Raw genomic sequence first — 14,098 nt, 5'->3', positions numbered from 1 at the left:
GCCACTATTGCATCCAACTAAAGATATGCAAAGATAATAAAAAAAAGCGTCTATGATTCAATCTGTCTAAAAAAATTAACTCTAACAATTTGAACATATGCAAGTATTTATTCTTCAAACTTTTAAAAAAACCATATTTACCCTAACATTACAAATCGAAAGCATCTCAAGAATAGGCCCCTGACACCCATTTTTTATCCCTCAAAATCCATTCCCGAAAGCCCACTTTCATAAAGAAAGGCGGCACACCTTTCGGTGCGCCGCCCTCCCTGACCAAACTGTTCCTGTTACCACATGATGTTGATCTCGTAGGCGTCGATCCCGCTGCCAAGCGAGCGCTGGTTCATGCCCGTATAGCCCCAGAAGCGCATTTCGGCCAGCATGAAGAGCGTGTAGGCGCCTCCCTGCGCGATCCGGTAGACCTTGAACGAGGGGTCCGTACCGGCCACGGCCGACTCCAGCGCTCCGACCAGCTCGTTTTTCACCGTGCCGATGAGCAGCATGTTCATGTTCTCGCGCTTGAGCGTGTTCATCACGCCCGTCTCGCCGCCGAAAGCGTCGATCTGCTCGCCGCTCTTGAAGCGCACCGTGCGGAAATTGATGTTGAACGCAACGTCCTCCGTCCCGGTGACCGCACCGCTCTCGTCCTTGTCGGTGCGCATCCCCTCCATCAGGGGCGAGAAGCCCGTGACATAGCAGTTCCGGCCGCAAGCCATGGCTTTCGACTGGCGGATAGGCTGGTTGAAATAGAGCGTGCCGCCCTCGAATGCCGTGCGGGAGGAGAGACCGTAGAACGCGGGAATGGTCCAGCGGTAGGTGTTCAGCGAGAGCGCCGCCACCTTGCCCAGTCCCGTGTTATCCGTGCGGTCGAGCACCGTGAGCCACGCTTCGTCGCGCTTCTTGAGCGTCGAGACCAGGTAGTCGTTGACGGCCTTGAGGTCGGCGTCGCCGGTCATCAGCGCCCCGTCTGAGAGACGGCTGACGAACTGGATCGTCGCGTTGAACTTGTCCGACGGCGTGGCGCTCACCGAGCCGAGCGTGTATTCGTCCAGATCGTCGCAACCCGTGAAGAGCGGAATGACCAGTATCAGCGCAAGAGCCGCTGCGAAATATTTTCCGATATTTTTCATGATTTCGTCTTTTGTGAGTTCGTCAGGAGTTTATTTCAGTTCGACGGTCGCTTTGGCCGCATTGTGGTCCGAGAGGGCGCCGCTGCTGACGCTCTGCCCGTCTTTCCAGGTCCAGGCCCCCTTGGGGAAGCAGATGATGTGATCGACCCACGAAACGAAAGCCAGTTCGCCCAACTTGTTCATCTGATTCAGGCTGTTGGTGAACGACGTGTTCAGGTCGCCCATCAGCAGGGTCGGATACGGGGGATTCTCCAACTGGAGAAATTCGATCGCCTCGGGCTGCTGGATGGTAGCCTGCCCGGCCACGTGGTCGAAATGGGTGCAGGCGATGCGGACGATGCGCCCGTCCGTGTCGGAGGTAGGGACCAGGATGTCGACATAGCCGATGCTGCGCTGGTCGGAGCCGTAGTAGTTCATCTGCCAGCCCGAGTTGAACTGGTAGTTGCCCGGGCCCTGGGCATTCTCGTAGGTGAAGAGTTTCGAGCCGGAGTTGAGGATCGGGTATTTCGAGAGGATCACGTTGCCGTAGTACCCCACGTCCTTGGGGTAGGACATGACGTAGTAGGAGTACATGCCCAGTTCCGTGGCCAGCTCGGCCATTTTCTCCTTTCCCATGCGGCTGGTGCCGGTCTCGAACTCGTTGAGGCAGACGATGTCGGGATTCTGCGCCTTGATCAGCGCCAGGTGCTCGCCGACGGGGAAACCGGCGGCCTCGCCGCTCTTGTCCACCCGTTCGAACGAAAGCACGTTCCAGACGAACACCTTGAGGCTGACCTGCTGCGCCTGGACGGCTGCCGTCGTAAGGAGCAGGGCGCCGAGGGCGCCTGCCCGGATGATATGTTTCAACAGTTTCATATGTGTGCGATTCTTTTGATTAATAACCCTTGTTCTGCTTGAGATGGACCGTGCCGTCGAACGCCGTGATCGGAATGGGGAAGACCTGATTGACTGCGGGATCGAACGTGCGGCCGTTGTCGTAGTTGGTAGGCTCGTCGATGACCACCTCGTTGGTCGTATTGTCCCAGTGGGAGTTGACGCGGCGCGTGGGCTTGGCGTACACCTCCTTGGCATCGCCCCAGCGAACCATGTCGAGGTGGCGGCTGGGCATGAACTCGAAAGCCAGTTCGCAGCGACGCTGGTTCTTCAGTTCGGCCTTGGTGGCCGTGCTGTTTTCCGCGAGACGCGCACGCTTGCGGATGCGGTTCAGCAGCTTTTTGGCTTCGCCATCTCCCTCGCCGTTGAGCCAGATCAGCGCCTCGGCTTTCATCAGCAGCACGTCGGCGAAGCGGATCAGGCAGGTGCCCAGCTTGTTCGAAGCGTTGTTGCCGTTCGAATTGAAATCGACACCCAGGCCGTTCTTATCCTCCCAGGGCGAGAGGAACTTGCGGAATGTCATGCCCGTATCGGAACTGATCGAGTAGAAATAGCGCGACCCCCGGCGGGTTCCGTAACCTCCGAAAACGATCGTTTCGCTCATGAACCGCATGGTCTGGCCCGGGTAGAGGATCGTGGCGTCGCGGCGCGTGTCGCCCTGCTCGAAAGCCTCCCAGAGCGAAAGCGTCGGCTGGTAATAACCCCAGTGGTTGTAGAGCTGCCACCCGTCTTTCTGGAACGACATGCCGTGGAACTTGGGGCCGTCGGTGGCGTTTCCCAACAGCGAGAAGAGGTACTCGCAGCAGAAATTCTGCTCCTTGCGCCAGAGATTGGCAAAGGCGTTGTCCGTGCCGTCGTCCCACAGGTCGCGCTTGTCGGCGCCCGTGATGCCCATCACCTTGTCGCACATCTCGATGACCGTGTTGTAGTATTTCGAATCGTACTGGGCCGCATAGAGCGCCGCACGGGCCGCAAAGGCCCAGGCCGCCGCCTTGTGCGGCAGACCGTACTCCTCGGGGGCGAGCTGCGACAGGTAGGGAAGACGCTCGGCCGCGGTGTTGAAATCGCGGATGATCTGGTCGTAGTTCATCACCACGGACGCCGGACGCGGGCTGTCCATGGCGGCCGGCTCGGTGGTGTCGAGGATGATCGGAATGCCGCCGTTGGGGCCGTTGTCGCCGTAGTAGGGCGCGATCCAGAGCATCGCCAGGCCGCGGAAGAAATAGGCCACGCCCGTGGTCTTGGTCTTGAATGCCTCGTCGAGCGCCATCGTCGGGACCACCTTGATGAGGTTGTTGGCCTTGGCGTTGACCTCGTACATGATCTTCCAGTTGCTCTTCACGTCGCGGCCGTTGCTGGGCGACATGCGGAAATTGCGGATGTCCTCGGCTTCGGACTGCGCACGTCCGACGGTTACGTTGTCGCTGCAACACTCGAACCACATGATGCCGCGGCCCGTGACGCCCTCCGAATCGTTGGTGTTGAACGAAAAGAGTGCATTGACGGCTTTCTGCACGTCTTCCTGTGTCTCCCAGGTCGGCGAGGCGCCGTATTTGGTCACCTCGAGAAAGTCCTCGCAGCCGGCGAAAAGCATCGTGCAGATGCAGAGGCCGGTCAATATCGCTGATTTTTTCATTGCTCTTGGAATTAGAAATTAATGTTTACACCGAAATTGAAGAAGCGCGAAACGGGATAGACGCCCCGGTCGATGCCGTAGTTGCCCACCTCGGGATCGACGCCCGTGTAGTCGGTGATGGTCCAGAGGTTGTCCACGCTCACGTAGACCCTGAGCGAGCCCTTGTCCAGCCCGATGTAGCGGCTCACGGATTTGGGCAGCGTATAGCCCAGCGTGACGTTCTTCAGGCGCAGGTAGTCGCCCTTTTCGAGGAAATGGTCCGAGAAACGGGTGTAGTTGCCGTTCGTGTCGCCGTTGCGCGTCAGACCCAGGCGCGGATGGGCGCTGTGCTCGGGGTTGAAATCCCACGTATCGAGTACGTCGGTCATCATGTTGCCGTACTGCTGCCGGCCGTTCATGGCCATCTGCTTCATGCCGTTGTAGATCTTGTTGCCCGTCACGCCCTGGAAGAAGAAACTGAAATCGAAGCCTTTCCAGTCGAGCGAACCGCCGAACGAGAAGGTGTTTTTGGGCGTATAGGAGCCTACGAAATCGAGGTCGTCGTCGCTGATCACGCCGTCGCCGTTGACGTCGACGAAGATCAGGTCGCCCACCTTGGCGTCGGGCATGAGCAGCTTGGCCTCACCCGTCTGGGGGTTCTTGTAGATGTACTTGCTGATCTCGTCCTCGGAGCGGAAGATGCCGGCCGTGCGGAAGATTTTGAACGAATACCAGGGCTGTCCCGCGTCGGAATAGAGGATCGGGGTGCTGTTCAGGTTGGGATTCTGGTGCATCACCGATCCCTGGCGGACGCCGTATTCGCGCACGTAGCCCTTGTTGGTGGAGAACATGCCCCAAACGTTGTAGTTGAACTTGCCCTGGGCGGCGCTGCCGCGGTAATTGATCGAGAACTCCCAGCCGCGGTTGAGCACGTTGCCCATGTTGCCCATCGGCGGCTCGGCCACGCCGATCTGCGGAGGCGTGGGGATGTAGTCGATCAGGTCCTTGGTCACCTTGCGGTAGTAGTCGACACTGATGTCCAGCTTGTTGCGGAACATCGTCAGGTCGAGGCCCACGCTCGTCTGCTCGGTGGTCTCCCAGCGAGCGTTGAGGTTGGGGATGGTCGAAAGATAAGTTCCGTCGAGCAACTGGTTCAAATCCTTACCGAAGATGATCGGATAGTCGTAGGGCAGCAGGCTCACTTTCTCCACATTGTCGGGATAGAGGTCCACGTTGCCCACGCGGCCCCAGCCGGCGCGGAATTTCACCAGGTCGAAGATGTTTTCGAGGCCGGCATTGCGGAAGAACTTTTCCGAGGAGAGTTTCCACGACCCCGAAACCGACGGGAACCAGTCGTAGTTCTTCGACTTGGGCAGTTTCGACGAGGCGTCGCGGCGCACGCTGCCGACCACGAAATAGCGGTCGTCGAACGAGTAGCCCACACGCGCCAGGAACGAGAACATGGAGTATTCGGTGATGAACTCCTTGGGATGGTTGTTCCAATCCTTGGCCTCGTTCCAGATCAGCTGGTCGTCTTTCTCGGAGTTGTAGTCCTTGGAGTAGATCTGCCGCTCGTGCAGCTTCTTGAAATCGGCCGTGAAGCCCGCCATCGCGCTGATGTGGTGTTTGCCGAAGACCTGGGCCCAGTTGACGATGGTCTCCGAGAGCCAGTGGCGGTCGCGGTAGAAGAACTGCTCGCGGTAGTTGGTGCCGCGTTGCAGACCCACCTCGGTCATCTTGGGATAGAACTCGTCGGCCTCGGCATTGCGCAGGTCGGCCGTGAAATCGGACTTGATCGTCAGCGACGAGATGGGTTTTATCTCGATCGAGGTGGTCGAGAAAATCTTGTTCTCGGGATACTTGCGGTGGAGTTTTTCGAGCGTCGCCACGGGGTTGTAGAGCAGCGGCACGCTCGACACGCTCGCCCAGGTGGGTGCGACACCGCCGTAAACGCGGTTCCCTTTCTCGTCCAGGGCATAGCTTCCGTCTTCGTTCATGGCGTAGACCGAAGCCGCACGGGGATACCACAGGGCGCCCATGATCGGACCCTCGTGCGAGGTATCGACCTTGCCCTGGCCGTTGGAGACCACGAACGAGGCGCGCTCCGAAATCTTGAGCCACTTGGCCAGTTGGAAATCGGTCTGCAACTTGCCGTTGAAGCTCTCGCTGTAGGTGTTGAGCAGCACGCCGTCTTTCTTGTCGTAGGAGACCGAGAAGACCGACTGCACTTTCTCCGTCCCGCCCGTGAGGCTGACGGCGTAGTGCTGCGAGAATCCGGTCTGGAAGATTTCGTCGAGCCAGTCGGTGCGCGTGACGTTGCCCCAGGGGTAGATTTCGGGGTTGGCCGCGTCGGGCAGCGGGTCGCCGGGGTTGTTCTCCACGGCTTTCGCCCATACCTTGTTATACTGCTCGGCGGTAAGCATTTTGGGCAGGTTCGACACCTTTTCGAAGCCCAGCGAGACGTTGGCGCTCACGCGCAGCTGGCCGCGCTCGGCTTTCTTCGTGGTGATGAGGATCACACCGCTCGAACCGACCGAGGCGCCGTAGATGGCCGCCGAAGCGGCGTCCTTGAGGACCGTGATGCTCTCCACGTCCTCGACCATGTAGGGTGCGTTGGGCACGCCGTCCACCACGATCAGCACGCCGTCGCCCGAGGTCGGATCGTCGTCGTTGCCTTTCGATCCGCGGCCGCGGATCGAGAACGAGGCCGGACGCATCGGGTCGCCGGTCTGCTGCACCGTCACACCCGGCATGCGGCCCTGGAGGATGGTGGCCAGGTCGGCCGAACGGCTCTTGGCCGCATCGTCCAGCTTGACGGTAGTGACGGCCATCGAGAGGTCCTCCTTGCGCGACGAGCCGTAGCCGATGGCCACGACCTCGCCGATCATCGTGGCGTCCTCCTCCATCACCACGTCGATCTGCGTGCGGTTCGAGACCGGAATCGCCTGCGACTTGTAGCCGATGAACGAGAAATCGAGCACGGCGCCTGGCGCAACGGCGATCCGGTAACGTCCCTCGCCATCGGTCGTCACGCCGTTGGTCGTGCCTTGCTCCACGATCGAAGCCCCGACGAGCGGAGCCTGACTCGTATCGGTCAGACGCCCCGAAACCGTGACGCGGTCCTGAGCCCGGGCCGGTAGCATGAGCACGCACAGCAGCATACCCATCAGAAGACGACGGGACGAATCCCATCCCTTCCCCGAAAAAGTCAAATTGATTTTCATAAAGTTGAGGTTAATAAATTAGTATAGGATAATGAGCGGTTCGGAATACATTACTAAATTTTTTAAATAATTATAAGCCGACGTAACAAGTTTGTAATATTCTTCGTTTCCGATATTCAAAATTATGCAGGATAACATTCTCAGCAGGCGTATTTTGCGTATTTAAATCCTCACATCGCGCACATTTGAACCGCACAAAAAAAAGCCGGAACGATTCCTTTTCGTTCCGGCTTCCTGACCTGCGTTCCAATCACTGCGCGAAGACGTGCCGCGCATAGACGTACCCCTCGGCGTCGTACACCCCTCGCAGCCGCTCCAGACGGCGCAGAAATTCGGGGTAGTCGCCTCCGCTGCCGCACCACCCCACCTCGCACAAGGCGGCCAGCCGGGGCAGCAGCATGTACTGCACCTGCCTGAAATCGGCGATGTACTCGGTCCACAGGTTCGCCTGCACGCCCAGCACGCAGGCCCGCTCGGCTGCGGTCAGTCCGGCGTAAGGGTCGAATGCGTACACTTTTTGCACGGGCAGGCAGCCGCCCCAGGCCAGCGGTTCGCCGGTCGTGTCGGCGGTCTGGTAGTAATCGAAATAGCAGTAGTCGGTCGGCGCCATGACCACGCGGTTGCCCTGGCGGGCGGCCCGGACGCCGCCCTCGGTGCCGCGCCACGACATGACCACCGACGAGGGCGTGACGCCGCCGTCGAGTATTTCGTCCCAGCCGATCAGCGTGCGGCCATGCTGCTGCAAGAAGCGTTCGATGCGCGCCGTGGCGTACCCCTGCAACTGACGTTCGTGCGTGAGCCCCTCGGCCCGCATCCGCGCCCGGCAATGCGGACACCGCGCCCACGCCTTGGTCGGGCACTCGTCGCCGCCGATGTGGATCAGCCGCGAGGGAAAGAGCTCCGCGACCTCCGCGAGCACCTCCTCGATGAAGCGGAACGTCTCCTCGCGGCCCACGCAGAAGACGCGGTCGTCGATGTCCCACGTCTCACGCACCGCGAACCGCTCGCCCGTGCAGCCCAGCGACGGGTAGGAGGCCAGCGCCGCCACGGCGTGCCCCGGAAACTCGATTTCGGGAATGATGGTGATCCCGCGCCGGGCGGCGTAGCCGACCACCTCGCGTATTTCGTCCTGCGTGTAGTAACCCCCGTGCGGCGTCCCGTCGTAGCGCGTCGTCTCGTCGTACTCGCCGCCGGGGTCCTTGCCGATCAGGGTTCGCTTGCGCACGGAGCCGATCCGCGTCAGCTCGGGGTATTTCCGGATCTCGATCCGCCACCCCTGGTCGTCGGTCAGGTGCCAGTGGAAGACGTTGAGCTTGTGCAGGGCCATCAGGTCGAGCGTGCGCTTCACCTCGTCGACGGTGAAGAAATGGCGCGCCACGTCGAGCATCAACCCCCGGTAGGCCATCGCGGGCCGGTCCGAGATCACGACGGCGGGCAGCTCCACAGCGCGTATGCGTCCGGCTCCGTACACCTCCGCGGGCAGCAGCTGCCGCAGCGACTGCACGGCATGCAAGGCGCCCGCTGCATCTCCGGCATGGATTTCGATCCGCTGCGGGTTGATTTCAAGCCGATAGGCCTCGGGAGCGAGCGTGTCGCAGAGCGCGAAATTCACCGCTCCGTCCGCGGGTTCCGCAGCATGCAGTTCGGGCTTGCGGGAGAAAACCTCTCGAAATACCGCGGTCCATGCCTCGCAGGCCGTTTCGAGCGACGGATCGGAAAGTCTCACGGGCGTGGCGGCACGCAGCGTGAAGAACCCCTCGCCGCACTCGATCCCGGCGGGACGGGGGATGACGGCGATCTCCTCCGAAGCCGGAACCACCCGGCCGCAGCAGCCGGCAAAGAGCGCGGCGCACAGAAACAGACAAATTCGATTCATACGCAGTTCAGTCGCAGGCCGAAGCGCCCAGGATTCCGATATTCTCGATCGACGTGCGGCAGATGCGCAGCCCCCCGACCGTCTTGGCATAGGGAAACTCCGCGAGCCGTTCGTACATGGCCTCGCGGAAGAATTCGAACGCATGGGCGATGCTGCCCCCGAAGACGATCGCCTCGGGATCGTAGGCGTAGAGCGCCAGCATGACCAGCCGCCCCACGTGGCCGCCGAATTCGCGCCAGAGAGCCAGCGCCTCCCCGTCGCCCGCCGCAGCCCGCTCATAGGCCTCCTTGCCCGTGGTGCCGCGCCCGAGGAAGAAGCGGCTGCTGCAATAGTATTCGTAGTCGTAGTCGAGATAGGGGATGCAGCCGATCTCGCCCGCCCCCGTGTTGCGGCCGCAGTAGAGTTTGCCGCCGATCACCACGCCCGCCCCGACGCCCGTGCCGAGCGCCATGCAAACCACGTCGCTGAAGCCGCGTCCCTCGCCGAAGCGGCAGACGCCCAGCGCGAAGCAGTTGCAGTCGTTGTTGACCGACACCGGGATGCCGAAACGCTTCTCGAACCGCTCCTTGAGGTGCACCTCGCGCCACGAGGGGATGCCGATCACGTCGTAGACGATGCCCCGCCCGGCGTCGACCACCGACGGAACGCCGATGCCGATGCGCTCCACCCCGGGCGTGAGGATCGACTCCACGAGCGAGGCGATGTGTTCGAGGACCTCCTCTTCGGGCCGGTCCGACTTGCAGGGCTCCGAGACCAGACGCACGATGCGTCCCCCGTCCACCAGGCCGGCGCGCACGTTCGTGCCGCCCAAATCCACACCGATCTTCATGGCGCTACCGTTCGAGGTGGGTGATTTTGCCGTCGGCGAAGCGGGCCCGGTCGACCGTGCGGCCGTCGTCCTCGACGATCCACGTATCGAACCCGCGCACGCCCTCCCCGAGGAGGAGGATCCGCGCCCCCGGCCGGAGGTTGTTGTAGGTCGTGTCGTCGCCCGAATAGCGGCCGTAACCCATCGCAACGCCTTTCTCGGCCACCAGGTAGTCGATGTCGTGGTCGTGGCCCACAAAGGTGCCCATCAGGCCGCCCGAGGCGGCCATCGCCGCAAACATGCCGGTGTTGAGCGCTCCGGGACATTCGTCTTCGGCCGCGCGGCCGATATGGGTATTGCTGCGGTTGCGCCACGCCGGGAGGTACTCGGGCAGCACGATGTGGAAGAACGCCAGCGCGGGCTGCATCCGCCCGCCGTTCGCCTCGGCGCGGGCCGAAGCCGAGGCCCGGAACCACGCGACCTGCTCGGGTGTGAACCAGCCGTAGCCCTCGATCCCCTCGACGGTCGAATAGTCGTGCGAATCGAGGCAGTAGACCAGCGCCGCGGGCTCGGGCGAGGCGCTGCCCCGAATCTCCAGCTCGCGGTCGGCCAGCTCGCCCCGGTCGTCGAGCGTGTTGAGGCTCATGGGCGATCCGGTCACCAGCCGGGCGATCTGCTGCCGCGTAAGGTCCTGCTCGGCGTCGTGGTTTCCGAGCACCACGCAGAACGGCACCCCGCGGCGGGCCATCGTATCCAAAAGGCGCGTCCACATGCCCTCGGCCGGGGCACCGGTCACCACGTCGCCCGTGAAGACCACCAGGTCTGGGTGTTCCGAGGCCAGCACGCGGTCGAGGCGCGCAAAGGTCTTTTCGGCCTCGGCCGCCCGGCGGGGTGTCGAGGGGTCGAGGTGCATGTCGGTAAACTGGGCGATCCGGAACTGCCCGCCGGAATCGAAACGCAACGGCTGCGCCGTCGTGCCGCCCCACCAGAGGACGGCCGAGAGGAAAAAGAGGATTTTATTCATGTCGCATTTTTCGGTTAGTTCAGTTTCACCTCGCCCGACCGCTCGACGCGGACCGTGCGGCTCTCGCTATCGCCCCACGTAACCACGAGGTCGAACGGCACGTCGGTCTCGACCCGCACGCGGGGCGGCTCGGCGGCTGACGCACGGCGGCTCGCCCGGAGGCTCACCGTTCCCTCCGGGCCGAACGGATAGCGTTCGATGCCGTGCGCCTCGGTGCGCGTGACGTTCCACTCGATGCGGTTCAGGGAGTAGTCGGAGCGGATGCCCAGGATGTACTCGATGAAGACGGCGATGGGCGGCAGCCCGGTCCAGCCGACGAAATCCTTGCGGGCCATGAATCCCGGCTCGATCCGCTCGGGGGCGTAGTACTCCCAGAACGTGCCGGTACTCTTCCACACCTCGAACACGGCGGCATAGTGGTTCTCGGCGATCTCCTGCGCCAGCGCGCGGTAGCCCTTGCGCCAGAGGCCGTCGACGGTCATGTAGTTGGTCCCGGGCCACACCCCGCCCTGCCAGTAGCGGCCGCGGGGGTTGTATTTGGGGTGGTCGGCCGAAAGCGACGGCACGCGGTGGGGACGATCGAACTCCGTCGTGTCGCGCAGGTGCTCCACGAGGCGGTCGAGCCTTTCGCGCGGGAGCACGTCGCACTGCAAAGCCCAGTAGGCGCCGATGCCCTTGGTCGTGCAGAGCGAGCCGTCGCCGTAGCGGTCGAAGAGAAAGCCCGTGTCGTCGTCCCACAGGTAGTCGTTGACGTAGCGGCCCAGGTGCTTCATCTCGTCCTCCAGCTCCTCGATCTCCTGCCAGCGCTCGATGTAGAAGCCGATCTGGAGCAGCGACTCGTCCACCAAGAGCTGTTGCAGGTTGGTGTCGAGCCACACCATGTGGCCGTGCGAAAAGATCGGGTTGTACTGAGGTTTCACACGCGGCATGTTGTCCATGCCCGTGCCCCAGCCGCTCGACCAGTAGGTGCCGTCGGGCCAGGTGCGGTTCAGGCGCCACCACTTGGCATAGGCGCACAGCGCGGGAAAGACGCGGTGCAGGCGCTCGATGTCTCCGAACTGGCGGTAGTAGGCCAGCTCGACCCACGGCAGCAGGTTCGGCCCCGTCGAGGTGGGGTCGTAACGCTCGAAGCAGTCGGAGCCGTCGGCCCGGATTTCGCGGCAGATGAAGCCGTCGGGGTGCTGCTTGGCGTAGAAATTGTCGAGCGTCCGCTGGAACGGGAAAAAGCGGTAGCCGTAGCGGGCGAAGAGCATCATGAAGGAGGCGTCCCACATGAAAATATTGCCGTTGTAGGCGATGTCGAGGTACGGCGAGACGAACCCCGATCCCTCGGCCGGCTGGCGGATGTTGCCGCAGGCGATGCGCCAGGCGTGCCAGTACATTTCGATTTCGCGCTCGTGCCCCTCCCACACGGGCGAGGGCAGGATTTTGCGCGCATCGGCGAACGGGAGCGGCTCGATGCGCTCGGGCTTCATCGTGCGGTAGGGATTCTCGGCGACGAAGACCTCCTTGACGTAGGTGTTCTTGTAGGGCAGGTCGTAGGGCCCCGAGCGGAGCTCCTGGGCGCCGAGCGGGCCGCAGAGCGCGAGGCTGAGCACGAGGCAGGTCGGTATTCGGATCATGGCTCGATCAGGGATTGGATGCGGCGTGCGATTTCGGTATTGAGGTAGACGCCCAGAAAGCGGTCGGCGCCCGGGCCGTAGGCGAAGACGGGGAGCATCGCGGGGGTGTGGTCGTCGGTCACGTAGACGCCGAGGATGCGGCCCGACTGCTCGTCGCCGTCCAGCAGCACGAGACCGCCCGTCTCGTGGTCGGCCGTAACGACCACCAGCGTTTCACCGTTTTCGTCGGCGAAGCGCAGGGCCTCGGCCACGGCCCGGTCGAAGCTGAGCATCTCGATCACCGAGCCGGGCAGGCAGCGGGCGTGGCCCGCATAGTCGATCTTGGCGCCCTCGACCATCAGAAAGAACCCCCGGTCGCTGCGCCGTCCGAGATGGCGGATTGCCGCGCGCGTGGCGTCGGCCAGCAGCGAGAGGTTGCTCTCTTCGGCGGCCTCGTCCATCCGCTCGTCGATGCAGACGACCGGCGACGCTTCGGCGTCGATCCCGTCGGTCGAACGGACGAAGCGGTAGTGCTTCTTCAGTTCGCCCGGCAGGTCCACGCCGTCCGTGCGGCGGGTGAACTGGCGGATGCCGCTGCCGCACAGCAGATCGAGTTTGCAGTCCAGCAGCGAGCGGGTCAGCTCGTCGGCGTTGTCCCGCTCGACCGAGTGTCCGTAGAAAGCCGCCGGCGTGGCGTCGACGACGTTGCCGAGCGTCACGACCCCCACGGCACGCCCCCGCTCGTGGAAAAAGTCGCTCAACGAGGGGATGGCCACGCTGTCACGGCTCATCGCAATGTGGCGGTTGTCGTGCCTTTCGCCCGTGGCCAGGGCGCTGCCGCCGGCCGCCGAGTCGGTCGTGAAAGCGTCGAGCGCGTTGTTCCGCTGCAAGCCGATGTACTTCATTTGCAGCGTCGTCAGCCCGCGGTTGGCATAGGCGGCGGCCACGATCTGCTGCAAGCCCATGCCGTCGCCGATCAAAAAGATCACGTTGCGCACCTTGCCGTCCCCGCCGTCGCTGCGGTAAGTGGGCTCGTAAATGTCTACCCCTTTCGTGAGGCGGAGCTTGTCGTTGCGGAACCCCTCGAAATCGCGCGTGGTCTTGTCCAGTCGTTTGGTGCCCGTGACGCCCGCCGAAGCGGTGCGGCGCTCGCCGACGACGAACTGCTTGTTCGCAAAATCGCTGAAAAACGCGGCGCACTGCGCGGGATGGTCGGTGTTGACGTAGTCGATGCCCAGGTTGCAGAACGTGTAGTAGACCGTCACGCCCTCCGGAGCGCCCCAGAAACGCACGGGTTTACCCCAGGCGTGGGCCCGGTCGATCACCTGCTTCAACCGTTCCAGTTCCGCGGGGACGATCGAACCCTTGCCGTTCCACTGCGAGAAATCGCCGAAGCAGGCGCTCACGAGCGCCACACGCTCCAATTGTTCGGGGGTGTATTCGATGTCCCACACGCCGTCGAATGCGATCCAGGCGGGGTACTCGGCGAACTCTTCGGGCGCTGGAACCCGGCCCGTGACGGTCACCCGCACCCCCCGGGGATTCACCGCCGGATCGAAGACCCCGGGCCAGCGGCCGAGCAGCGCGACCACGGCCCGGAGCGTCGGGGCGGTCTCGGACTTGAGCTCGACCAGCAGTTGCAGCGGCTCATCGGAATCGCTCCAGGCGCGGCCGCCGTTGCGGGCGAAGAGCGTCACGAGGGGTTCGACATAGAGCTTCTCGAACGTCATCTCCTCCCGGAGGTCCTCCGCGTCGTGGCCGACGAGCAGCCGACCGTCGCGCAGGAAAACGTCGGCCTCGATCGACGACGCCTGCTGCGAATAGGCCTCCCAGAACGGAACCCGCCGCGCATAGTCGTTGTGCGAATGGATCAGCACGGGCGGCTGGGCCGCCGCCGCAGCGCAAAGGCAGCACAAAGCCCCCAGAACAAGCATTTTCTTCATCATC

General features: G+C 62.8%; 9 protein-coding genes. All 9 read right to left on the bottom strand.

Annotated elements, in window-relative coordinates; genetic code table 11:
• Positions 1-287: 287 nt before the first annotated feature.
• Positions 288-1,130, bottom strand: a complete 843-nt coding sequence (locus ACMQ11_RS00630; RefSeq protein ID WP_418990722.1) for a hypothetical protein — start codon at positions 1,128-1,130, stop codon at positions 288-290.
• 30 nt (positions 1,131-1,160) lie between these two features.
• Positions 1,161-1,985, bottom strand: coding sequence for an endonuclease/exonuclease/phosphatase family protein (locus ACMQ11_RS00625; protein WP_418990721.1), 825 nt, complete (start codon positions 1,983-1,985; stop codon positions 1,161-1,163).
• A gap of 19 nt (positions 1,986-2,004) precedes the next feature.
• Positions 2,005-3,639 (bottom strand): RagB/SusD family nutrient uptake outer membrane protein, encoded by a 1,635-nt coding sequence (locus tag ACMQ11_RS00620; protein WP_418990720.1) that lies wholly within the window; start codon positions 3,637-3,639, stop codon positions 2,005-2,007.
• Between the two features lie 11 nt (positions 3,640-3,650).
• Positions 3,651-6,842, bottom strand: coding sequence for a SusC/RagA family TonB-linked outer membrane protein (locus ACMQ11_RS00615; protein ID WP_418990719.1), 3,192 nt, complete (start codon positions 6,840-6,842; stop codon positions 3,651-3,653).
• Between the two features lie 250 nt (positions 6,843-7,092).
• A complete protein-coding gene (locus tag ACMQ11_RS00610) occupies positions 7,093-8,718 on the bottom strand; it encodes a beta-N-acetylhexosaminidase (RefSeq protein ID WP_418990718.1) in 1,626 nt (541 codons plus the stop codon).
• A 7-nt stretch (positions 8,719-8,725) separates the two neighbouring features.
• Positions 8,726-9,547, bottom strand: a complete 822-nt coding sequence (locus tag ACMQ11_RS00605) for an ROK family protein (protein ID WP_418990717.1) — start codon at positions 9,545-9,547, stop codon at positions 8,726-8,728.
• Positions 9,548-9,551: 4 nt separating this feature from the next.
• Positions 9,552-10,550, bottom strand: coding sequence for a metallophosphoesterase family protein (locus ACMQ11_RS00600; protein ID WP_418990716.1), 999 nt, complete (start codon positions 10,548-10,550; stop codon positions 9,552-9,554).
• Positions 10,551-10,564: 14 nt separating this feature from the next.
• Positions 10,565-12,172, bottom strand: coding sequence for an MGH1-like glycoside hydrolase domain-containing protein (locus ACMQ11_RS00595; protein ID WP_418990715.1), 1,608 nt, complete (start codon positions 12,170-12,172; stop codon positions 10,565-10,567).
• Positions 12,169-14,094 carry an alkaline phosphatase gene (locus ACMQ11_RS00590; RefSeq protein WP_418990714.1) on the bottom strand — a complete coding sequence of 642 codons (1,926 nt, stop codon included), beginning with the start codon at positions 14,092-14,094 and terminating at the stop codon, positions 12,169-12,171. The genes ACMQ11_RS00595 and ACMQ11_RS00590 overlap by 4 nt, the downstream gene beginning before the upstream one ends.
• Positions 14,095-14,098 lie beyond the last annotated feature (4 nt).

It is taken from the genome of Alistipes sp., assembly GCF_048465575.1.
GTDB lineage: Bacteria > Bacteroidota > Bacteroidia > Bacteroidales > Rikenellaceae > Alistipes.
The sequence above is the reverse complement of the archived record's forward strand: the minus strand, read 5'-3'. Positions and strand labels throughout refer to the sequence as shown.